The organism is Pseudomonas sp. ACN8 (assembly GCF_002303925.1).
Taxonomy (GTDB): domain Bacteria; phylum Pseudomonadota; class Gammaproteobacteria; order Pseudomonadales; family Pseudomonadaceae; genus Aquipseudomonas.
Map to the genome: position 1 here is coordinate 22,071 of NZ_MRCS01000022.1, position 22,130 is coordinate 44,200.

Genomic DNA, 22,130 nt, shown 5'->3' on the forward strand with positions numbered 1-22,130 from the left:
ATCGCGAGCAAGCTCGCTCCTACATTTGCTTTGTGTTGCCTTCAGCCCTTCATGGCTTTCCAGATCTTGCTGACGGCCATCACGCCAACCAATACCACCGCCCCCGCGATAATCCCCGCCACGCCATTGAGCAACACCGGCACGATAAACCCGCCACTTCCCGCCGCTGCGCCGACACTTTCGATCCAGTGATGCACCACCGGCACACCGTGCGTGAGGATCCCGCCGCCCACCAGGAACATCGCCGCCGTACCAATCACCGACAGGCTTTTCATCATGTACGGTGCCGCACGCAGAATCCCCCCGCCGATGCTTTTCGCCATCTGCCCGGGTTTCTGGGTCAACCACAGGCCCAGGTCGTCGAGCTTGACGATACCCGCCACCAATCCGTACACGCCGACGGTCATGACAATGGCAATGCCCGAAAGCACGATGATTTGCTGAGTCAATGGCGCGCCGGCCACAGTACCGAGGGTGATCGCGATGATTTCCGCCGAAAGAATGAAATCGGTGCGGATAGCGCCTTTGATCTTGTCCCTCTCGAACGCCACCAGGTCGATGGCAGGATCGGCCACCGCCTCGACCAACTGCGCATGCTCGGCGACATCTTCAGCCTTGCTGTGCAGAAACTTGTGGGCGAGCTTCTCAAAACCTTCGAAACACAGATAGGCACCGCCGACCATCAACAACGGCGTGACCAGCCACGGAATGAATGCACTGATCGCCAATGCCGACGGCACCAGGATCAGTTTATTGATGAACGACCCCTTGGCGACCGCCCAGACCACCGGAATTTCCCGTTCGGCACGCACGCCGCTGACTTGCTGGGCATTGAGTGCCAGATCGTCACCGAGTACACCGGCCGTTTTCTTGGCGGCCATTTGGGTCATCAAAGACACGTCGTCCAGCACGGTCGCGATATCGTCGATCAGTACCAGCAAACTGCTTCCTGCCATGAATCGGGTTTCCTTCTGCAATGAATGCGCAGCAGCATAGCGCGACATAAGAGCCTACGGTGCATTCTTGAGCGCCGCGCGAGGCCGGTGATACCATGCGCAACCGCCAGAACAGGCAAGGAATCACCCGGTTTATGAGCACTATCCGCGAGCGCAACAAACAACTGATCCTGCGTGCCGCCAGTGAGGAATTCGCCGACAAAGGCTTCGCTGCGACCAAAACCAGCGACATCGCAGCCAAGGCGGGATTGCCCAAGCCCAACGTCTACTACTACTTCAAGTCCAAGGAAAACCTCTACCGCGAGGTTCTGGAAAGTATCATCGAGCCCATCCTGCAGGCTTCGACACCATTCAATCCGGACGGCGAACCCGGTGAAGTACTCAGCGGCTACATTCGCTCGAAAATCCGCATCTCCCGTGACCTGCCATTCGCCTCCAAAGTGTTCGCCAGCGAAATCATGCACGGAGCCCCCCACCTGAGCAGCGATCTGGTCGAACAGCTCAATGGCCAGGCCAAACACAACATCGAGTGCATCCAGACCTGGATCGACCGCGGGCAAATCGCCCCCATCGACCCCAACCACCTGATGTTCAGCATCTGGGCCGCGACCCAGACCTACGCCGACTTCGACTGGCAAATCACCGCCATCACCGGCAAGGCCAGGCTGGATGAAGAAGATTATGAAGCGGCGGCACAGACAATTATCCGGTTGGTGCTCAAGGGGTGTGAGCCGGATTGATGGACAGCGGTGCTACCAATCGCGAGCAGGCTCACTCCTACATTTGGAATGCATTCCCCTGTAGGAGTGAGCCTGCTCGCGATCGAGACGACACGGTTTCAGCTCAAACCCAGATCGCATCCCACAACGGATAGTCGCCAAGCTTTGCCACCAGTCCAGCCCGCAACGGGTTGGCTACTACATACCGCGCCATCTTCACCAAATCCTCATCTCGCCTCAGCGCTCGGTCGTGATACCCCTGTTGCCAAAGACAGATCTTCCCGTCGACGAACCGATTCACTGCCTTAGTACTCAACGATTTGGTCTTCTGCATCAATCCACTCAGCGAACCCCGCTGCAACTCGACCAACCAATGAAAATGATCAGGCATGACGACCCACGCCAATGACTTGGCGCAACCTTGCTCCTGAGCATTACGAAATTGGTTCACGACTAATCTGCCCAAGGTGAAATCCTTGAAGACAGGTCGGCGTTCGAAGGTATTGGCTGTCAGCAGATAGATTCGATTGTGTTCGGTGTAGCGGCCGAGGCGCAGACGGTGTGAAGCAGACAGTTCAGGCATTCCCTTGCCACTCTCATGATGACGTCATGAAAAGGCTAGCCCCGGAAATGCTGGAGGGTAATGCAGACTTTTAGCTGGATGTGACTGGGAGAATGCCTTCGCGAGCAGGCTCGCTCCCACAGTGGTATTGCGGTGATCAGACATTCTGTGTCCGCCACCGCCCCTTGTGGGAGCGAGCCTGCTCGCGAAGGCGATTGATCAGAAGCTACAAATCAAGCCGCCACCCCCGCATCCGCCACCAACCCCAACGCCTCGATCGCATTGATCGCGCACTGTTCGTCGACATCCGACAGATCGCCGCTGATCCCCACCGCCCCCAGCACGTTCCCGTCCTGATCGCGAACCAGCACACCACCCGGTGCCGGCACGACGCTGCCCTGCCCCAGGCTGTTCAACGCGGCGATAAACGCCGGGCGTTGCTGGGCGTCCAGCGCCAGCAGGCGTGAACCCTTGCCCAGCGCGATGGCGCCCCAGGCTTTGCCGATGGCGACGTGCGGGCGCAGCAGGCTGGCGCCGTCCTCGCGTTGCAGGGTGATCAGATGCCCGCCGGCATCCAGTACTGCAATGGTCAAGGGTGCCGCAGCGATTGCCCGCCCTGCGGTGATGGCCTCGTTGACCAGGTTGACTGCGACTTTCAAGGTTAAAGCGCTCATGGTGCCGTCCTCATTTTGTTTTTCGGAAAGTCGGTGGGCTGCGGCACAAGTGCGAGACGTTGTGCCGCAGCCCGATGCAACAAATAGAACACAATGAATTATTTTTTTGTATACAATAATTCTCGAAAGGCGCGACATGCGACGAAAAGCCACAGCAGAACGGGCTTCCGACGAATGAAACAAGCGCTTGAGAAAATGGATTGACCTGCGCCGTCCGCCGTGAATACACTCTGCGCAAAGCCACTTGTATACAATTACAAAACGTAAAGAGGCACAAAACCATGAGCAAAATGAGAGCAATCGAAGCCGCCGTTCTGGTGATGCGCCGTGAAGGGGTCGATACCGCTTTCGGCATCCCGGGTGCCGCCATCAACCCGCTGTACTCCGCCCTGCAAAAGGTCGGCGGCATCGATCACGTACTCGCTCGCCACGTTGAAGGCGCCTCGCACATGGCCGAGGGCTACACCCGCACCAAGGCCGGCAACATCGGCGTGTGCATCGGCACTTCCGGCCCTGCCGGCACCGACATGGTCACCGGGCTCTACAGCGCCTCGGCCGACTCGATTCCAATCCTCTGCATTACCGGTCAGGCACCCCGCGCCCGTATGCACAAGGAAGACTTCCAGGCCGTCGATATCACCACCATCGTCAAGCCAGTCACCAAGTGGTCGACCACCGTCATGGAACCGGGCCAGGTGCCTTATGCGTTCCAGAAGGCTTTCTATGAAATGCGCTCCGGCCGTCCAGGCCCGGTGCTGATCGACCTGCCGTTCGACGTGCAGATGGCCGAAATCGAATTCGACATCGATGCTTACCAGCCGCTGCCATTGGCCAAGCCGAGCGCTACCCGCGTCCAGGTTGAAAAAGCCTTGGCCATGCTGGACCAGGCCGAGCGTCCATTGCTGGTGGCCGGTGGCGGCATCATCAACGCCGACGCCGCCGACCTGCTGGTGGAGTTCGCTGAGCTGACCGGCATCCCGGTGATCCCGACCCTGATGGGCTGGGGCACCATCCCGGACGATCACCCGCTGATGGTCGGCATGGTTGGTCTGCAGACTTCGCACCGCTACGGCAACGCAACCATGCTCAAGTCCGACGTGGTTCTGGGCGTGGGTAACCGTTGGGCTAACCGTCACACCGGTTCCGTCGACGTCTACACCGAAGGCCGCAAGTTCATTCACGTTGACATCGAACCGACCCAGATCGGCCGCGTATTCACCCCGGACCTGGGCATCGTTTCCGACGCCGCTGCCGCGCTGACCGTGTTCATCGAAGTCGCTCGCGAATGGCAAGCCGCCGGCAAGCTGAAGAACCGCAGTGCCTGGCTGCAAGACTGCCAGCAGCGTAAAGCCAGCCTGCAGCGCAAGACTCACTTCGACAACGTACCGGTCAAGCCGCAACGCGTGTACGAAGAAATGAACCAGGTGTTCGGCAAAGACACCTGCTACGTCAGCACCATCGGTCTGTCGCAGATTGCCGGCGCGCAGTTCCTGCACGTCTACAAGCCGCGCCACTGGATCAACTGCGGCCAGGCTGGCCCGTTGGGCTGGACCATTCCGGCAGCGCTGGGCGTGGTCAAGGCTGATCCGAACCGTAAAGTCGTGGCCCTGTCGGGGGACTATGACTTCCAGTTCATGATCGAGGAATTGGCGGTGGGCGCGCAGTTCAAGCTGCCGTACATCCACGTCGTGGTGAACAACTCGTACCTGGGTCTGATCCGTCAGGCGCAGCGCGGTTTCGACATGGACTACTGCGTGCAGCTGTCCTTCGACAACCTGAACGCGCCGGAACTCAACGGCTACGGTGTGGACCACGTCGCCGTTGCCGAAGGCCTCGGCTGCAAGGCACTGCGTGTGTTCGAACCGTCCCAGATCCAGCCTGCCCTGCGCAAGGCCCAGGAGCTGATCGAAGAGTTCAAGGTTCCAGTGATCGTCGAGATCATCCTGGAGCGCGTGACCAACATTTCCATGGGTACCGAGATCAACGCTGTCAACGAATTCGAAGACCTGGCACTGGTTGGCGACGACGCACCGACTGCGATCTCGTTGCTTGATTGATTAACAGCTGATCGCTCTCCCTGTAGGAGCGAGCCTGCTCGCGATGAGGCCGGAACATTCAACATCAATGTTGACTGACATTACGCTATCGCGAGCAGGCCCACTCCTACAGGGGGGCACTCACACATTTACAGGAGACCACCATGCCGCGTTTCGCAGCCAACCTGTCCATGCTGTTCACCGAACAGGACTTTCTTGCCCGTTTCGAAGCGGCCGCCAAGGCCGGCTTCAGTGGTGTCGAATACCTGTTCCCGTACGACTTCAGCTCCGCCGAAATCAAGGCCAAGCTCGACGCCCACGGTCTGACCCAAGTGCTGTTCAACCTGCCGGCCGGTGACTGGGCCAAGGGCGAGCGCGGTATCGCGTGTCTGCCGGACCGGGTCGAAGAGTTCCGTGCCGGTGTCGACCTGGCCATCGCTTACGCGCAAGTGCTGGGCAACACCCAGGTCAACTGCCTGGCCGGTATTCGTCCGCAGGGCTTTGACGATGCCACCGTGGAGAAAACCTTCGTCGCCAACCTCAAGTACGCGGCCGACAAGCTGCAAGCGGCGGGTATCAAGCTGGTGATGGAGGCGATCAACACCCGTGACATCCCAGGCTTCTACCTGAATAACACGGCGCAAGCCCTGTCGATTCGCGAGCAGGTCGGCAGCGCCAACCTGTTCCTGCAATACGACATCTACCACATGCAAATCATGGAAGGCGATCTGGCCCGCACCCTGCAATCGCACCTGGGCGAGATCAACCATGTGCAACTCGCGGACAACCCGGGGCGCAACGAACCTGGTACCGGTGAAATCAACTACCGCTTCCTGTTCGAACACCTGGACCGCATCGGTTACCAAGGCTGGGTCGGTTGCGAATACAAGCCGCTGACCACCACTGAAGCGGGCCTGGGCTGGTTGAAAACCCATAACGCGATCTAATACATATCCCTGTAGGAGCGAGCCTGCTCGCGAAGAACGATCAGGCGCCGCGTTTACTCAGGCAGCACGCGTTTTCGTTGAGTTTTTTCGCGAGCAGGCTCGCTCCTACAGAAAGCACAAAACAAGAGGATTTTCTCATGGCTAAAATCGGATTTATCGGCACCGGCATCATGGGCCACCCAATGGCGGCGAACCTGCAGAAAGCCGGTCACAGCCTGTTCCTGTCGGCCCACCACGACCCTGCGCCCGCCGACCTGATCGCCGCTGGCGCCGTTGCCTTGGCGAACCCGAAAGAAGTCGCCCAGGAAGCCGAGTTCATCATCGTCATGGTGCCCGATACCCCGCAGGTCGATGACGTGCTGTTCCGTGCCGACGGCATCGCTGCAGGCGTGAGCAAAGGCAAAGTCGTCATCGACATGAGCTCGATCTCGCCGACCGCCACCAAGGCTTTCGCGGCCAGGATCAACGAAAAAGGCGCGCAATACCTCGACGCCCCGGTATCCGGCGGTGAAGTCGGCGCCAAGGCTGCGACCCTGAGCATCATGGTCGGCGGTGATGCCGACGCCTTCGAACGTGCCCTGCCGCTGTTCCAGGCCATGGGCAAGAACATCACCCTGGTCGGTGGCAACGGCGACGGTCAAACCGCCAAGGTGGCCAACCAGATCATCGTGGCCCTGAACATCCAGGCCGTGGCCGAAGCCCTGCTGTTCGCTTCGAAGAACGGTGCCGATCCAGCCAAGGTGCGTGAAGCACTGATGGGCGGTTTCGCGTCCTCGAAGATCCTCGAAGTGCACGGCGAGCGCATGATCAAAGGCACCTTCGATCCAGGCTTCCGCATCAGCCTGCACCAGAAGGACCTGAACCTGGCCCTGCAAGGCGCCAGGGAGCTGAACATCAACCTGCCGAACACCGCCAACACCCAGCAAGTGTTCAGCACCTGCGCGGCCATCGGTGGCAGCAACTGGGACCACTCGGCGCTGATCAAGGGTCTGGAACACATGGCGAACTTCTCGATTCGCGACAAGAAGTAAGCCCCTGCCCCACACCGCTTCAAACCTGTAGGAGTGAGCCTGCTCGCGATGAAATCACCGCGGTGTACCTGATACACCGCAGTGCCTGGATCGCGAGCAGGCTCACTCCTACAGGGATCAGAGTTGCCCTTTCGAATAACAAGAATTCCGGGAGCCCGCCATGTCGGTCGATCCGCAACAATTGCTGCGCGAGCTGTTTGCCACAGCCATCGACGCGGCGCATCCGCAACAAGTCCTCGAAGCCCATCTGCCTGCCGACCGCAGCGGTCGCGTGATCGTCATTGGCGCCGGCAAAGCCGCAGCCGCCATGGCCCAGGTGGTCGAGCGCTGCTGGCAGGGTGAAGTCACAGGCCTGGTAGTGACCCGCTACGGTCACGGCGCACCTTGCGAAAAAATCGAAGTGGTCGAAGCCGCACATCCGGTACCGGACGCTGCGGGTCTGGCCGTGGCCAAGCGTGTGCTGGAACTGGTCAGCGACCTGAACGAAAACGACCGCGTGATTTTCCTGCTCTCCGGCGGTGGTTCTGCCCTGCTGGCACTGCCGGCGGTCGGCATCACCCTGGCCGACAAGCAGTCGATCAACAAAGCCCTGCTCAAGTCCGGCGCGACCATCGGCGAGATGAACTGCGTGCGCAAGCACCTCTCGGCGATCAAGGGTGGCCGCCTGGGCAAAGCCTGCTGGCCTGCCACGGTCTACACCTATGCGATTTCCGATGTGCCGGGCGACCTCGCCACGGTCATCGCCTCCGGCCCTACCGTGGCCGACCCGAGCACCTCGGCCGAAGCGCTGGCGATCCTCAAACGCTACGCCATCGAGGTTCCGGCTTCGGTGCGCACCTGGCTGCAAAGCCCCGAGTCGGAAACCGTCAAACCCGGCGACCCGAGCCTGGCACGCAGTCATTTCCAGTTGATCGCCCGCCCGCAGCAATCCCTTGAAGCAGCGGCGGTGAAATGCCGTCAGGCCGGGTTCAGTCCGCTGATCCTTGGTGACCTGGAAGGCGAATCCCGCGAGGTGGCGAAAGTCCACGCCGGCATCGCACGGCAGATCGTCCTGCACGGTCAGCCGCTGGCGGCGCCCTGCGTGATTCTCTCCGGCGGCGAAACCACCGTCACCGTGCGCGGCAATGGCCGTGGCGGGCGCAATGCCGAGTTCCTGCTGAGCCTGACCGACAACCTCAAGGGCCTGCCGGGCGTCTACGCGCTGGCCGGCGACACAGACGGCATCGACGGCTCCGAGGACAACGCCGGCGCGATCATGACCCCGGACAGCTACGCCCGCGCCGCCGCCCTGGGCCTGAGCGCCGGCGACGAGTTGGACAACAACAACGGTTACGGCTACTTCGAGGCGCTCGACGCCCTGATCGTCACCGAGCCGACCCGTACCAACGTCAACGACTTCCGCGCCATTCTGATCCTTGAGAGCACTAAACATGACGCCTGATAAAAAGGTCAAAATCCTCGCCACGCTCGGCCCGGCCACCGACGGCATCGACGCCATCCGTGAGCTGGTGCTGGCCGGGGTCAACATCTTCCGCTTGAACTTCAGCCATGGCGATCACGCCGACCACGCCCAGCGTTTTCAGTGGATCCGTGAAGTCGAGCGCCAGTTGAATTATCCATTGGGCATTCTGATGGACCTGCAAGGCCCGAAACTGCGGGTCGGCAAGTTCGCCGACGGCAAGGTGCAACTGGTGCGCGGTCAGGCCTTGCGCCTGGACCTCGATGCCACGCCGGGTGATGAGCGCCGGGTCAACCTGCCGCACCCGGAAATCATCGCCGCACTGGAGCCGGGCATGGACCTGCTGCTGGACGACGGCAAGTTGCGCCTGCGGGTCGTGACCAAGTACGCCGACGCCATCGACACCACCGTGCTCAATGGCGGCGAACTGTCGGACCGCAAAGGCGTGAACGTGCCGCAAGCGGTGCTCGACCTGAGCCCGCTGACCGCCAAGGATCGCCGCGACTTGACCTTCGGTCTGGAGCTGGGTGTGGACTGGGTGGCGCTGTCGTTCGTGCAACGTCCCGATGACATCCGCGAAGCCCGCAGCCTGATCGGCGACAAGGCCTTCCTGATGGCCAAGATCGAGAAGCCCTCGGCCGTCGAACAACTGCGCGAGATCGCCGAATTGAGCGACGCGATCATGGTCGCCCGCGGTGACCTGGGCGTGGAAGTGCCGGCCGAAAGCGTGCCGCAGATCCAGAAGAACATCATCGGCACCTGCCGCCAGCTCGGCAAACCGGTGGTGGTGGCGACCCAGATGCTCGAGTCAATGCGCTTCTCACCGGCGCCAACCCGCGCCGAAGTCACCGATGTCGCCAACGCTGTGGCCGAAGGTGCGGACGCGGTGATGCTGTCGGCGGAAACCGCCTCCGGCGAATACCCGCTCGAAGCCGTGCAGATGATGAGCAAGATCATCCGCCAGGTGGAAAACGGTCCGGACTATCAGACTCAACTGGACGTCAGCCGACCGAAAGCCGAGGCGACTGTTTCCGACGCGATCAGCTGCGCCATTCGCCGCATCAGCAACGTGCTGCCGGTGGCGGTGCTGGTGAACTACAGCGAATCTGGCGCATCGAGCCTGCGCGCGGCGCGGGAGCGGCCGACGGTGCCGATCCTCAACCTGACACCGAACCTGCAAACCGCCCGTCGCCTGAGCGTGGCGTGGGGGGTGCACTCGGTGGTCAACGACCGCCTGCGTCAGGTCGATGAAGTCTGCTCCACGGCGCTAGAGATCGCCCAGGCACAAGGCATGGCTCAGCGCGGCGACACGCTGTTGATCACCGCCGGTGTGCCGTTTGGGCAGCCGGGGTCGACTAACTCTTTGCGTATCGAGACATTGATCTAGCGCCTGTACCGGCCTCATCGCGAGCAGGCTCGCTCCCACATTGGTTTTGTGTCGATCACGGAATCAAGACTGAACAGAGATTCAGTGTGGGAGCCAGCCTGCTGGCGATCAGCCGGGGTCGCGCTCGACCAACTCGGCTTCACTGACCTTTCAGAACTGCCATGCCTGCCAACCATTTCAACACCCACTGCCCCGATTGGGCCGAAGCCTTGCTCAATGGCTTCAGCCAGATCTTTCTCCAGCGCAATCCGCTGTGCGGCCTGCTGTGCGTCCTGGCCATCCTGTTCACCGCGCCCGCCCTGCTCGGCGGCGCCTTGCTCGGTGGTGTCGCCGGGCTGCTCACCGCGCAACGCCGCAACTATGCCAAGGCTGATCGTCAGGCCGGGTTGTTCAGCTACAACGGCGTGCTGCTCGGACTGTTACTGAGCCTGTATTTCCCCTGGTCGGCGATGATGCCGCCACTGATTCTGGCCGCCGGAGGCCTGAGCGCGATGGTCACCCAGCAGTGGCTCAAGCGCGTCCGGTTCAGCCAATGCCTGCCGGCCTACACCGCGCCCTTCGTCGGACTGGGCTGGCTGCTGCTGTGCTTCGCCACGCCCTCGACTGAGCCGCACTTGATCGAAGTCAGCACCCTGAACATGCTCGCCGCCCCCCTCAAAGGCATTGGTCAGGTGATGTTCCTCGGTCATCCGCTGGCCGGTGCAATGATTGCCGCCGGTTTGCTGATCGCTGATCGCCGCGCCTTCTGCTGGGCGTTGCTGGCCTCCGTCGCGGGCATGGGCTGGAGCCTGCTGAACCACGACTTCTATACCGCACTGCTCGGCCTCGGTGGCTATAACGCCGTGCTGGCCGCCCTCGCCTTCAGCTCGCAGCGTCGCCACCCGTGGCTGCCACTGGTTGGCATTGGCCTGGCGCTGTTGCTGACTCCCGTGTTTGCCGCCATCGGTCTGCCCATGCTGACCGCGCCGTTCATTCTTGCCGGCTGGCTGATCCGCTGCGTCGTGCAAATGCTCGGCAAGGCCACCGTCGAAAGCGCGCCTTGCGCTCCCGGGGAGAATCAACCTAGGCTGCGCTGATTTGCGGCCAAGGCGATGTACATGAACAGCAACGACACGTGGCGTAATCGCCTGTACGTGATTATTTTTCAGACCGACACCGTTGCCGGTCGACGCTTCGACTCCACCTTGCTGCTGATCATCCTCGCCAGCCTGGTGGTGGTGATCCTGGACAGCATCGATGACGTCCACCAGAACTACGCCAGCCTGCTGGCGTACATCGAGTGGGGCTTCACGGTGATCTTCCTCGGCGAGTACATCCTGCGCCTGTACTGCTCGCCCAAGCCCCTGCGCTATGCCTTCAGTTTCTATGGGCTGGTGGACCTGCTGGCCATCGTGCCCGGCATCCTCGCGCTGTACTACAGCGATGCCCAGTACCTGCTGATCATCCGGGTAATCCGGATGCTGCGGATCTTCCGCGTGCTCAAGCTCGGCCCGTACCTCAAGCAAGCCCATTACCTGCTCGATGCCTTGCGCGGCAGCAAGCAGAAAATCCTCGTGTTCCTGCTCAGCGTCTGCACCCTGGTGACGGTGTTCGGCACCCTGATGTATGTGGTCGAAGGCCCGCAACATGGCTTCACCAGCATTCCCAAGGGCATTTACTGGGCTATCGTCACTCTCACCACCGTCGGTTACGGCGACATCGTGCCCAAGACCGCACTGGGCCAGGTCATCTCGTCGATGGTGATGATCACCGGTTACTCGATCATCGCCGTGCCCACCGGGATTTTCACCGCCGAACTGGCCACAGCCATGCGTGGCGGCCAGTTGCATCGCGACTGCCCGGTGTGTGCCAAGGACAGCCATGAACCGGAGGCGTCGTTCTGCTCCCGTTGTGGCAATGCATTGTTCAAAAAACTGGAATAAGCAAAGAGCTTTTTAATCTTTAAGGGACTAAACGAGCCCAGTTATAGTCGCTGGCAAATTGCCCCACTTTTAATAGAACAAGGAATTCGCAGTGAAAAAACTCTTTGGCGCCTCGCTTCTCGCCGCTGGCCTGGCCTTGGGCAACATCGCCCAGGCCGCACCGACCCTGCTCAACGTTTCCTACGACGTGATGCGAGATTTCTACAAGGACTACAACACTGCGTTCCAGAAACACTGGCAAGCCGAACATAACGAAAACATCGTCCTGCAGATGTCCTTTGGCGGCTCCAGCAAACAGGCACGTTCGGTCATCGACGGCCTGCCGGCCGATGTCATCACCATGAACATGGCCACCGACATCAATGCCCTGGCGGACAACGGCAAACTGGTCCCGGACAACTGGGTCACGCGCCTGCCGAACAACAGCGCGCCGTTCACCTCCGCCACCGTGTTCATCGTGCGCAAGGGCAACCCGAAAGCCCTGAAAGACTGGCCGGACCTGCTCAAGGACGGCGTTCAGGTCATCGTCCCGAACCCGAAAACCTCCGGTAACGGTCGCTACACCTACCTCTCGGCCTGGGGCTACGTGTTGAAAAACGGCGGCGACGAGAACAAGGCCAAAGACTTCGTCGGCAAACTGTTCAAGCAAGCGCCGGTACTCGACACCGGCGGCCGTGCCGCCACCACCACCTTCATGACCAACCAGATCGGCGACGTGCTGGTGACCTTCGAGAACGAAGCGGAAATGATTGCCCGCGAGTTCGGCCGTGATCAGTTCGAAGTCATCTACCCAAGCGTTTCCGCCGAAGCCGAGCCACCGGTGTCGGTGGTCGACAAGACCGTCGACAAGAAAGGCACCCGCGCGGCGGCCGAGGAATACCTGAAGTACCTGTGGTCGCCGCAAGGCCAGGAAATTGCCGCGGCGAACTACCTGCGCCCGCGTGACCCGGCTGTGCTGGCCAAGTACACCGACCGCTTCCCGAAAGTGGACTTCCTGTCGGTGGAGAAAACCTTCGGCGACTGGCGCACCGTGCAGAAGACCCACTTCAATGATGGCGGGGTTTTCGACCAGATCTACAGCGGTCAGTAATTACCTGAACACTGCAACTCCTGTGGGAGCGAGCTTGCTCCCACAGGTTCTGTGACTTCCCGCTACATCGGCGGTGTCACGCCATCCTTGCCCGCCGAGATGGATTGAGCGGTGAGCGTGCCGTCAGCGCCCTGGGTCACAAAGGTTACGATCTTCACGCCCACTTTCAACAGGCTGCGATCGGCCGGCATCAGATTGACGATGGGTACGTCTTCGGGCACCAGAATCTTCTGTTGGCCGCCCTTGTAGTTGACGGTCAGCACCCGGCCATTGCTCACCACCAGGTCGCCGACGCTGCCGTTGGTCATGCTGCTGCCCTTGACCAGGTCAAACGGCCGATGACCATCGCCACTGCCGGCCAGTTCCGGCGGGAACACATGAACCTCCAAGGCCTTGAGGCTGCCATCCTCCTGAGGAATGGCCGCGGAGCCGATGTAGCTGCCGGGCTTGATGTCTTCGATGTTAGCCAGGGTCACGGCGCGGACCTTGGTGTCCTTGGTCAGGTTGATCATGACGTTTTCGCCACTGTTGGCATGGACCTTCAGAGCGTCCTGGCTGACACCGGTTATCTCGCCGCGCACCCCGATGCGCGTGCCCGGCGCATCTTCGGCCTGAGCCAGGCCAACGTTGAATACGCTGATCAAGGTGACGACGGAAACCCAGCGAATCAGCTGACGAAACTTCACCTTCATGGGACGGCCCTCCGGTGGTGAGACAGGAAGAGAGAACATAAGCACGCTATCGAACAAGATGTAAGTGAATGTATCATTCACCTGCATAGTTCTGACGCAAGGCTCTGCGACGGACGACACACGCGTTCGTCAGTCATTGCGCAATGGAATGACTGCTATCACTCCAATCCCACTTCCGCCGTTTCAGTCAGCCCATTAGCCTGCGCGCATTCCTTTCCGTACAGCGAGACCCGTTATGAACCCAGCGACCCAGGTGCCCCACGGCACTGCGACAATGACCCCAGGGATGGTGCTGCTGTTCGCCTTCTGCTGCGGCGCGATTGTCGCCAACATTTACTACGCGCAACCGATCATCGGCCTGATCGCCCCGGACATCGGCCTGACCAACACCATGGCCAGCCTGATCGTCTCCCTGACCCAGATCGGCTATGCGCTGGGGCTGTTTTTCCTGGTGCCGCTGGGGGATCTGCTGGAGAACCGTCGGTTGATGATCATCACCACGCTGGTGGCGATTGTCAGTCTGCTGGGCGCGGCGTTCACCGATCAGCCGAACGTGTTTTTGCTGATTTCGCTGTTGGTGGGGTTCAGTTCGGTTTCGGTGCAGATCCTGATTCCGTTGGCCGCGCACCTGGCGCCGGAAGAAACCCGTGGCCGTGTGGTGGGCGGGATCATGGGCGGTTTGCTGCTCGGCATTCTGCTGGCCCGGCCGGTGTCCAGCGTGGTAGCCGACCACTTCGGCTGGCGGGCGATGTTCATGATTGCCGCGGTGTTGATGGCGGCCATCAGCATCGTGCTGGCCGTGACCATTCCCAAGCGTGAACCTGATCACAGTGCGTCCTATGGCCAATTGCTGGGCTCGCTGTGGACGCTGTTGCGCAAACAACCGGTGCTGCGCCAGCGGGCGTTTTACCAGGGCTGCATGTTTGCCACCTTCAGCCTGTTCTGGACCGCCGTACCACTGGAGCTGGCGCGCAACCATGGCTTGTCGCAAAGCGAGATCGCGATTTTCGCGCTGGTCGGCGCCATCGGCGCCATTGCCGCCCCGATCGCCGGGCGCCTGGCCGATGCCGGTCACACCCGCATCGCCTCGTTGCTGGCCCTGCTGTTCGCCAGCCTGAGTTTTATGCCGGCGTTTATCCATCCGGCCTACAGCGTCATCGGCCTGGCGGTGACCGGCGTGGTGCTCGACTTCTGCGTGCAGATGAACATGGTCCTGGGCCAGCGTGCGGTCTACGCCCTCGACGGCAAAAGCCGCAGCCGCCTGAATGCGCTGTACATGACCAGCATCTTCATCGGCGGCGCCTTCGGCTCTTCGGTGGCCAGCGCGGTGTACGAACACGGCGGCTGGTTGTGGATCGTGATCGTCGGCAGCGCGTTTCCGCTGTTGGCATTGTTGCGGTTCTTGAGTGTTTCGCAGAAGGGTTCGTTGGCGACGGCGTAAATCGCTAAAAGCGCGGTATCTGGCCAACGTGCCGATGGGCCGCCTGGGACAACCACAGGAAATCGCCTCCGCAATTACGTTTCTGCTGTCGGAACAGAGCGGGTTCATCACCGGGCAGATGCTGTTTGTCGATGGTGGTGCTTCTGTGGGCAAGGCTGCTTTCTAACTTACCAACACCCATCCACTGTGGGAGCGAGCTTGCTCGCGATAGCGGACTGTCAGCCACATCAATGGTGAAGGTACTGCCGTCATCGCGAGCAAGCTCGCTTGTATGTTTAGACTTGAAGGGGTGGGCGGGGTAAAAACCGTTGAATCAAAATCAACAGATCGCAGGCTGGCACTTGCCGGGCATGACCGGTGCCCGGCAACGTCAGGCGCGTGGAGCTTGCTCGTCAATGCAGGCCAGCAAGCGTTCGACCGTAAGCTCCAGTGGCCCGGAGTTGTCGAGCAGGTGCACGGCAGAATCTTCCGCCAGCAGCTGCTCGTTGAATCGGGCATTGCGTGCCAGGCGCTGATCGATCTCGCTAACCGATTCACGCCCGCGCTTGAGCAGTCGTTGACGCAGCACCGCCTGGTCCACGCTCAGCAACAGCACCAACACATCCGGATAGCGCAGCTGCGTATTCTGCAAATGCCCCCGCGAGCCATTGACCAGTACGTTCTGGCCAGCGGCCAGCCAATCGTCGATTTCCCGTGGGATGCCATAGGACAACCCATTGGCGTGCCAGCTCAGGGCAAACGCGTCCCGGGCTTCCATGTCGGCGAATTGCCGGGCACTGACGCCCAGCGCCGCCTCGCCCACGGCTTCGGCCGAGCGGGTAATGATCCGGCGCACGATACGGCAGCCGTGTTCGGCCAACCGCGTTCGCGCGGCATCCAGCAGGCTGTCCTTGCCCGAACCTGAAGGCCCGATGAGATAGATCAACCTGCCCGCCATCAAAACACCCTCTTCGCTTGTCACCACTTGGACCACCGGTAAACCGTCCGTGCCCGCAGCAGTTCGGCCCGCAGGCCCGTCGCAATCTCGCCACGATCGTCCAGCCCGGCGGCCAGCTCTGCGGCGGCCACGTTACCCGAGTGCGACCGGCCGTGCACGATGTTCGGTGCGCCCATCAACATACTCCTGCCGTGAAAGCACAACTTCAACGCCCACAAAAAAGGCGCCCCCGAAGGTCGCCTTTTTTGCGCTACTGCCCGAATTGCCGCCCCAGGCCACCCGGTACACCGTGGATGTCAGTATCTTCCCACGGCCCGTTCGGACTGATCGACCGGCTCCAGCCGTTATCCCAGCGGTAATAGGTACGCTGGCGATAAAAGGTATTGGGCTGGTCATCCAGCACATACACCCCAAGCTTCGGATCCCAATGGCTATTGCCCCCTGGTGGCGGCGCGAAGCTGGCAGAGGTGCGTGGCAACGGCTTTGAGGGTTTGGCCGGAATGGTCGGCTTGCTCGGTACAGGCGACGTCGATGGCGTGGGGCTCGGCTGCGACGGCGGGAACGGTGCTGGTGCCTGATGTTCCGTTGGTGGCTGGACCGCACAAGCGCTTAACCCCATGACGACGCTGAACAGGGTGATACGAGCGAATGCGGTCATGATTGCGTTTTCCTGTTATTTGTCCGGACTATCGATGGTCAATGTTTGCGGCGCGGTGGTGCTGCTGGCCAAGGGCTGGCTGCGACCGATCCATTCGCCGGCAGTCGGTTTGCCAGCACGGGAAATGCGCGCAACCAGTTGGACTTCAGGGAAGTTCGACAGTTTCAATTGCGGCATCATTGCGTCGGCATCGCCCAGTTCGACGGTCACCGGCAGGTCGGCCACGGTCATGCGCTTGACCGCCAGCGGGGCCGGAGGACCGGAGATCGCACGGGCGAAAATGAACACGCTGTCGCCAGGCTGGACCTTGGATTTAAGGTCCGAGGCCAGATCGACACTGACCTTGAGCAACGCCGCCTTGGCCGTCGGTGCTTGCGCAACCTTGCCGCCACTGGCCACCAGTTTCTCCGTGGCCCGGGTAATCCCGCCTTGCAGCGCCTCGCGGGACGGGTCTTGCGGCGGCAATTGCGCCAACAGGCGATTCCAGTAATCGATGGCGTCCTGATAACGCTCACTTTCAAACGCGGCAATGCCCAGCAGGCCAAGACTGGTGACTTCTTTCGGATCGGCCTTGAGCGCTTCGTCGGTCAGGGCCTGGACCTTGTCCGACCACTTCTTGCCATCGGCAAAGTACTGGGCCTGGGCCCATTGACCGAGCAACTCGGGCTGACGACCGGCCAGGTTCACCGTGCGTTCGAACATCTTCGCCGCGTCCGCCGGACGATCCTGAGCCATGTAGGTGCGACCGAGGAAGTACATGCCTTCAGCGGAATCCGGCTGAGCAGCGACCGCGCGCTCCAGGCGCTGGGTCATCTCTTCCATCGACTGGGGGGCTTGGGAGAATTCACGGGTCAGTTCGACCTTGTCGCTGGCACCGAAATGCAGATAAAGGCCCAGGCCCAGCACCGGCACCAGTATGGCCGCCAGCAACGGCAAGGGTTTGCCCAGACGCGACACCCGTGGCGCTTCAGCGCCTTCGGTGTCCGCCAGCAACTCACGGGCGGCTTCGGCGCGACCGGCGTCCATTTGCGCCGCATCGAGCACACCCTCTTCCTGCTGAGTCTGCAACTCAGCCACGCGCTCCTGATAAAGCGCGACGTTCAGGGCGGTACGATCCTCTTCACGCTGGGCGCGACGGCTACGCAGCACCGGGATCAACAGAAAACTCAGGGCAACCAGAAGCAGCAGACCTGCAGCGAGCCAGAAATCAATCATTCTTGGTTTTATCCAACAGGTGGTCGAGGCGCGAGCGCTCCTCGGCAGACAGCGAGCCCGGGGTGCCGGCGCGTTGCACGCGACGACGGCGGACGATCACCGCGATGATCACGACACCGCCCAGCAACAGGCCGGCGGGGCCGAACCAGAGCAAGGCGGTCTTGGCGTTCAGCGCAGGCTTGTAGCGGACGAAATCACCATAACGGTCGACCATGAAGTCGATGATCTGCTGGTTGTCCTTGCCTTCGCCGAGCATGCGGAAAATCTCTTTGCGCAGGTCGGCGGCAATCGGTGCGTTGGAGTCGGCGATGTCCTGGTTCTGACACTTGGGGCAACGCAGCTCCTTGGTCAGCTCGCGGAAACGCTCGCGATCTTCTTCCTTGGCGAACTCGTAGGTGTCGATGGCCGCGTGGGCCATGCCCGCCAGGCTCAAGCCCAAGGCAACGGCAGCGATCCAGCGCTTCATGGCTTGGCCTCGTCAACCAGCGCCTGGTACTTGCCCGCCAGTTTTTCGCGCCAGACCTGCTCGTCGATCACGCCGACGAACTTGTCGCGGATGATGCCCTTGGCGTCGATGAAGAAGGTTTCCGGTGCGCCGTACACGCCGAGGTTCAGGCCCAGCGAGCCGTCGTCGTCACGAATGTCCAGTGCATAGGGGTTGTGGAAGTCCTTCAGCCACTTCAAGGCATCGGCGTTGACGTCCTTGTAGTTGATGCCATAGATCACCACGCCCTGCTGGGCCAGTTTGTTCAACACCGGGTGCTCGACCCGGCAGGAAATGCACCAGGTGCCCCAGACGTTGACCAACGCCGGTTTGCCCAGAATGTCAGCGCGGGTCAGGGTCTTGTCGCCCTGCACCGACGGCAGGGAAAACTCCGGGAACGGTTTGTTGATCATGGCCGAAGGCAGCTCGGCCGGATCCAGGTACAACCCACGGTAAAGGAATACAGCGACCACCAGAAAAATCGCCAGTGGCAACAACATCAACCAACGCTTCATGCAGTGGCTCCCGGCATGCCCAGTGCTTCGCGCACGCGGCTTTTGACCTTGACCCGATAACGCCGATCCAGCGCCGCCAGCAGCCCGCCTGCGCCTGTCAACAGACCGCCGAACCAGATCCAGCGCACGAACGGCTTGACATGCACGCGCACAGCCCAGGCGCCGTTGCCCAGCGGTTCACCGAGGGCGACATAGAGGTCGCGGGTGAAACCGGCATCGATGCCCGCTTCGGTCATCACCGAGTTCTGCACGGTGTACAGGCGTTTTTCCGGGTGCAGCACGCTGATTTCCTTGCCGTTGCGGATCACCCGCACGGTGCCTTTGTCGGAAGTGAAGTTCGGGCCTTCGAAGTGTTTGGCGCCTTCGAAGACGAACTGATAGCCGCCCAGGTCCATGGATTCGCCCGGCGCCAGGCGCAGGTCGCGCTCGGCACTGTTCTGGCTCGACAGCACGACACCCAGCGCACACACGGCAATGCCCAGGTGCGCGACCTGCATGCCCCAGTAGCTGCGGGTCAGGGTTGGCAGGCCTTTGATCAGGCCCTTGTGCCGGGTCTTGTCGAAGATGTCACGCACGCCGGCCAGCAATACCCAGGCGGCGAGCATGAAGGTCGCGAGCACGGCCCAGTTGAAATCGCCATAGGCGACGCCGGCCACGACTGCCAGCGCGGCGCTGCCGAGCAGGACCGGGGTCAGCATGCTCACCAGCCATTTCACCGGGGTGTCTTTCCAGCGCACGATCACGCCGACCGCCATCACCACCATCAGCAACGCCATCAACGGAATGAACAGCGCGTTGAAGTACGGCGGGCCGACGGACAGCTTGGCGCCGGTCATGGCGTCGAGAATCAGCGGATACAGGGTGCCGAGCAGGATCATCGAAGCCGCCACCACCAGCACCAGGTTGTTGCCCAGCAACAGCGTTTCCCGGGACCAGAGGTTGAAGCCCACCTGGCTCTTGACCACCGGCGCGCGCAGGGCGAACAGGGTCAGCGAACCACCGACCACGAACAGCAGGAAAATCAGAATGAACACCCCGCGCTCCGGATCGGACGCAAAGGCGTGCACCGAGGTCAGCACGCCGGAACGCACGAGGAAAGTGCCCAGCAGACTCAAGGAGAAGGCGGCGATGGCCAGCAACACGGTCCAGCTCTTGAACACGCCACGTTTTTCCGTGACCGCCAACGAGTGAATCAGCGCGGTGCCCACCAGCCATGGCATGAACGAGGCGTTTTCCACCGGGTCCCAGAACCACCAGCCGCCCCAGCCGAGTTCGTAGTAAGCCCACCACGAACCGAGAGTGATACCGATGCCGAGGAACGCCCAGGCCACGATGGTCCACGGACGCGACCAGCGCGCCCACGCGGCATCCAGGCGACCGCCCATCAGCGCGGCGATAGCGAAGGCGAAAGCCACCGAGAAACCGACGTAGCCCATGTACAGCATCGGCGGGTGAACGATCAGGCCGATGTCTTGCAACAGTGGATTGAGGTCGGCACCGTCGGTGGGCGTTTGCGGCAGGATGCGTTTGAACGGGTTGGAGGTCATGATCAGGAACAGCATGAATCCGGTGCTGATCATGCCCATCACCGCCAGCACGCGGGCCAGCATGACCTGCGGCAACTGCCGGGAAAACACCGATACCGCGAAGGTCCAGCCGCCGAGAATCAAGGCCCACAACAGCAGGGAACCTTCGTGGGCACCCCACACGGCGCTGAACTTGTAGTACCACGGCAAGGCGCTGTTGGAGTTGTTGGCCACATAAGCCACGGAGAAGTCATCGACCATGAAGGCGTAGGTCAGGCAACCGAAGGCGAACAGTAAAAACGCGAACTGCCCCCACGCGGCCGGCTGGGCCAGGCTCATCCAGAAGCGGTCGCCGCGCCAGGCACCGACCAATGGCACCACGGCCTGAACCAGCGCGAAACACAGCGCCAGGATCATGGCCAGGTGGCCCAACTCGGGAATGAAGATTCCAGCTGTCATCAGTTAGCCCTCTTTCACAGGAGTAGGTGCCGACTGGCCGCTGTCTTTCAAGGCCTTGGTCACTTCCGGCGGCATGTACTTTTCATCGTGCTTGGCCAGCACTTCATCGGCCACCACCACGCCATCGGCGTTGAGCTTGCCCAAAGCGACGATGCCCTGCCCTTCGCGGAACAGGTCCGGGAGGATGCCGCGATACGTGATGGTCACGGACTTGTTGAAGTCGGTGACGACAAACTTCACGTCCAGCGAGTCGCCGGAGCGCTGCAAGGAACCGGCCTCGACCATGCCGCCGGCACGGATGCGTGTGTCCTGTGGCGCTTCGCCGTTGGCGATCTGCGTTGGTGTGTAAAACAGGTTGATGTTCTGCTGCAGGGCGCTCAGGGCCAGGCCGACGGCAGCGCCGACCCCGACCAGGATCGCGAGAATGATGATAAGACGCTTTTTGCGCAGCGGATTCACTTGCCGTTCTCCCGGCGCAAACGACGCGCCTCTTGTTGCAGATACCGCTTGCGGGCCAGGATCGGCGCCGCCACGTTGAGGGCCAGCACCGCCAGGCAGATGCCATAGGCCGACCAGACATACAGGCCATGATGGCCCATGGCGAGGAAATCGCCGAATGAAGCAAAACTCATCGAGCGACCTCCAGGCTGTGTTCGACTTCGGCCTTGACCCAACTGGCCCGGGCTTCGCGCTTGAGCACTTCGAGGCGCATGCGCAGCAACAGCACCGCGCCGAAGAAACAGTAGAAACCCAGCGCCGTCAGCAGCAACGGCAGCCACATCTCGGCGGGCATCGCCGGTTTTTCCGTGAGCGTGAACGTCGCGCCCTGGTGCAGGGTGTTCCACCACTCCACCGAGTACTTGATGATCGGGATATTGATCACGCCGACAATCGCCAGCACCGCACAAGCCTTGGCCGCGCTGTCACGATTGCTGATGGCGTTGCCCAGCGCAATGAGACCGAAGTACAGGAACAGCAGGATAAGCATGGACGTCAGGCGTGCATCCCAGACCCACCACGAGCCCCAGGTCGGCTTGCCCCAGATCGCCCCGGTGACCAGTGCCACGGCGGTCATCCAGGCACCGATGGGCGCCGCGCACTGCAGGGCGACGTCGGCCAGTTTCATCTTCCACACCAGACCGACGATGCCACACACCGCCAGCATCACGTAGATGGACTGCGCCAGCATGGCGGCCGGGACGTGGATATAAATGATGCGGAAGCTGTTGCCCTGCTGATAGTCCGGCGGCGCGAAGGCCAGGCCCCAGACCACGCCAACGCTGATCAGCAACAACGCCGCGACGCTCAGCCAGGGCAGCATTCTGCCGCTGATGCCGTAAAACCATTTGGGCGAGCCGAGCTTGTGAAACCACGTCCAGTTCATACTGTTTCCATCACGGTTGCTGCTCGATATCGCGAG

At 61.4% G+C, this 22,130-nt stretch carries 23 protein-coding genes and 2 pseudogenes; 11 read left to right on the top strand and 14 right to left on the bottom strand.

Going from position 1 to position 22,130, the window contains the following annotated elements; translation table 11 throughout:
• Nucleotides 1-41: 41 nt before the first annotated feature.
• The gene (locus tag BSF44_RS14220; protein ID WP_095944028.1) at nucleotides 42-956 is read right to left on the bottom strand and encodes a DUF808 domain-containing protein; all 915 of its coding nucleotides are present in this window, start codon (nucleotides 954-956) and stop codon (nucleotides 42-44) included.
• Between the two features lie 134 nt (nucleotides 957-1,090).
• Between BSF44_RS14220 and BSF44_RS14225 the strand changes: the two genes are divergently transcribed.
• Nucleotides 1,091-1,696, top strand: a complete 606-nt coding sequence (locus BSF44_RS14225; RefSeq protein WP_008020589.1) for a TetR/AcrR family transcriptional regulator — start codon at nucleotides 1,091-1,093, stop codon at nucleotides 1,694-1,696.
• Between the two features lie 103 nt (nucleotides 1,697-1,799).
• On the opposite strand, the gene BSF44_RS14230 is transcribed toward BSF44_RS14225, so the two are convergent.
• Together BSF44_RS14230 and BSF44_RS14235 are read right to left on the bottom strand one after the other, a co-directional pair.
• On the bottom strand, nucleotides 1,800-2,258 hold the full coding sequence (locus BSF44_RS14230; protein WP_095944029.1) for a transposase: 459 nt from the start codon (nucleotides 2,256-2,258) through the stop codon (nucleotides 1,800-1,802).
• Between the two features lie 212 nt (nucleotides 2,259-2,470).
• Complete coding sequence (locus BSF44_RS14235) at nucleotides 2,471-2,911, bottom strand: heme-binding protein (RefSeq protein WP_015096201.1); 441 nt, start codon at nucleotides 2,909-2,911, stop codon at nucleotides 2,471-2,473.
• Nucleotides 2,912-3,192: 281 nt separating this feature from the next.
• Here BSF44_RS14235 and gcl point away from each other — a divergent pair, with 281 nt between their 5' ends.
• The 8 genes from gcl (at nucleotide 3,193) to BSF44_RS14275 (ending at nucleotide 12,783) form a co-directional block, all read left to right on the top strand.
• A complete protein-coding gene (gcl, locus tag BSF44_RS14240) occupies nucleotides 3,193-4,968 on the top strand; it encodes a glyoxylate carboligase (RefSeq protein ID WP_095944030.1) in 1,776 nt (591 codons plus the stop codon).
• 143 nt (nucleotides 4,969-5,111) lie between these two features.
• Nucleotides 5,112-5,894 (top strand): hydroxypyruvate isomerase, encoded by a 783-nt coding sequence (hyi, locus tag BSF44_RS14245; RefSeq protein ID WP_095944031.1) that lies wholly within the window; start codon nucleotides 5,112-5,114, stop codon nucleotides 5,892-5,894.
• A 137-nt stretch (nucleotides 5,895-6,031) separates the two neighbouring features.
• Nucleotides 6,032-6,925 carry a 2-hydroxy-3-oxopropionate reductase gene (locus tag BSF44_RS14250; RefSeq protein ID WP_095944032.1) on the top strand — a complete coding sequence of 298 codons (894 nt, stop codon included), beginning with the start codon at nucleotides 6,032-6,034 and terminating at the stop codon, nucleotides 6,923-6,925.
• A gap of 160 nt (nucleotides 6,926-7,085) precedes the next feature.
• On the top strand, nucleotides 7,086-8,366 hold the full coding sequence (locus BSF44_RS14255; RefSeq protein WP_095944033.1) for a glycerate kinase: 1,281 nt from the start codon (nucleotides 7,086-7,088) through the stop codon (nucleotides 8,364-8,366).
• A complete protein-coding gene (gene pyk / locus BSF44_RS14260) occupies nucleotides 8,356-9,771 on the top strand; it encodes a pyruvate kinase (RefSeq protein WP_095944034.1) in 1,416 nt (471 codons plus the stop codon). The genes BSF44_RS14255 and pyk overlap by 11 nt, the downstream gene beginning before the upstream one ends.
• Nucleotides 9,772-9,932: 161 nt before the next feature.
• Entirely contained in the window at nucleotides 9,933-10,847 is a 915-nt protein-coding gene (locus BSF44_RS14265) for an urea transporter (RefSeq protein ID WP_095944035.1), read from the top strand.
• Between the two features lie 21 nt (nucleotides 10,848-10,868).
• Nucleotides 10,869-11,693 (top strand): ion transporter, encoded by an 825-nt coding sequence (locus tag BSF44_RS14270; protein WP_095944036.1) that lies wholly within the window; start codon nucleotides 10,869-10,871, stop codon nucleotides 11,691-11,693.
• Nucleotides 11,694-11,784: 91 nt separating this feature from the next.
• Entirely contained in the window at nucleotides 11,785-12,783 is a 999-nt protein-coding gene (locus BSF44_RS14275) for a sulfate ABC transporter substrate-binding protein (RefSeq protein WP_095944037.1), read from the top strand.
• Nucleotides 12,784-12,845: 62 nt separating this feature from the next.
• Here BSF44_RS14275 and BSF44_RS14280 read toward each other — a convergent pair whose 3' ends face one another.
• Nucleotides 12,846-13,475, bottom strand: a complete 630-nt coding sequence (locus BSF44_RS14280) for a hypothetical protein (protein ID WP_095944038.1) — start codon at nucleotides 13,473-13,475, stop codon at nucleotides 12,846-12,848.
• 235 nt (nucleotides 13,476-13,710) lie between these two features.
• Between BSF44_RS14280 and BSF44_RS14285 the strand changes: the two genes are divergently transcribed.
• Both BSF44_RS14285 and BSF44_RS14290 read left to right on the top strand, forming a co-directional pair.
• Nucleotides 13,711-14,916, top strand: coding sequence for an MFS transporter (locus tag BSF44_RS14285; RefSeq protein ID WP_095944039.1), 1,206 nt, complete (start codon nucleotides 13,711-13,713; stop codon nucleotides 14,914-14,916).
• 7 nt (nucleotides 14,917-14,923) lie between these two features.
• Nucleotides 14,924-15,082, top strand: a pseudogene (locus BSF44_RS14290) (SDR family oxidoreductase); the annotation flags it as partial.
• A gap of 204 nt (nucleotides 15,083-15,286) precedes the next feature.
• On the opposite strand, the gene phnN reads toward BSF44_RS14290, so the two are convergent.
• From phnN to BSF44_RS14340, 10 genes and pseudogenes are all read right to left on the bottom strand, one after another.
• The gene (gene phnN / locus BSF44_RS14295) at nucleotides 15,287-15,853 is read right to left on the bottom strand and encodes a phosphonate metabolism protein/1,5-bisphosphokinase (PRPP-forming) PhnN (RefSeq protein ID WP_095944040.1); all 567 of its coding nucleotides are present in this window, start codon (nucleotides 15,851-15,853) and stop codon (nucleotides 15,287-15,289) included.
• Nucleotides 15,854-15,873: 20 nt separating this feature from the next.
• Nucleotides 15,874-16,044: pseudogene (locus BSF44_RS14300) on the bottom strand (hypothetical protein); the annotation flags it as partial.
• Between the two features lie 59 nt (nucleotides 16,045-16,103).
• Nucleotides 16,104-16,511, bottom strand: coding sequence for a hypothetical protein (locus tag BSF44_RS14305; RefSeq protein WP_095944042.1), 408 nt, complete (start codon nucleotides 16,509-16,511; stop codon nucleotides 16,104-16,106).
• A gap of 15 nt (nucleotides 16,512-16,526) precedes the next feature.
• Nucleotides 16,527-17,726, bottom strand: a complete 1,200-nt coding sequence (gene ccmI, locus BSF44_RS14310; RefSeq protein ID WP_095944043.1) for a c-type cytochrome biogenesis protein CcmI — start codon at nucleotides 17,724-17,726, stop codon at nucleotides 16,527-16,529.
• Nucleotides 17,719-18,192: a cytochrome c-type biogenesis protein gene (locus tag BSF44_RS14315; protein ID WP_095944044.1), complete on the bottom strand. Its 474-nt coding sequence runs from the start codon at nucleotides 18,190-18,192 to the stop codon at nucleotides 17,719-17,721. Before BSF44_RS14315 ends, ccmI begins: the two co-directional genes overlap by 8 nt.
• The gene (locus tag BSF44_RS14320; protein ID WP_095944045.1) at nucleotides 18,189-18,725 is read right to left on the bottom strand and encodes a DsbE family thiol:disulfide interchange protein; all 537 of its coding nucleotides are present in this window, start codon (nucleotides 18,723-18,725) and stop codon (nucleotides 18,189-18,191) included. Before BSF44_RS14320 ends, BSF44_RS14315 begins: the two co-directional genes overlap by 4 nt.
• Nucleotides 18,722-20,710, bottom strand: a complete 1,989-nt coding sequence (locus BSF44_RS14325) for a heme lyase CcmF/NrfE family subunit (RefSeq protein WP_095944046.1) — start codon at nucleotides 20,708-20,710, stop codon at nucleotides 18,722-18,724. The genes BSF44_RS14320 and BSF44_RS14325 overlap by 4 nt, the downstream gene beginning before the upstream one ends.
• Before the next feature lie 3 nt (nucleotides 20,711-20,713).
• Nucleotides 20,714-21,169: a cytochrome c maturation protein CcmE gene (ccmE, locus tag BSF44_RS14330; protein WP_056721628.1), complete on the bottom strand. Its 456-nt coding sequence runs from the start codon at nucleotides 21,167-21,169 to the stop codon at nucleotides 20,714-20,716.
• A complete protein-coding gene (gene ccmD / locus BSF44_RS14335) occupies nucleotides 21,166-21,342 on the bottom strand; it encodes a heme exporter protein CcmD (RefSeq protein WP_008055370.1) in 177 nt (58 codons plus the stop codon). Before ccmD ends, ccmE begins: the two co-directional genes overlap by 4 nt.
• Nucleotides 21,339-22,094: a heme ABC transporter permease gene (locus BSF44_RS14340; protein ID WP_095944047.1), complete on the bottom strand. Its 756-nt coding sequence runs from the start codon at nucleotides 22,092-22,094 to the stop codon at nucleotides 21,339-21,341. The genes ccmD and BSF44_RS14340 overlap by 4 nt, the downstream gene beginning before the upstream one ends.
• Between the last annotated feature and the right edge of the window lie 36 nt (nucleotides 22,095-22,130).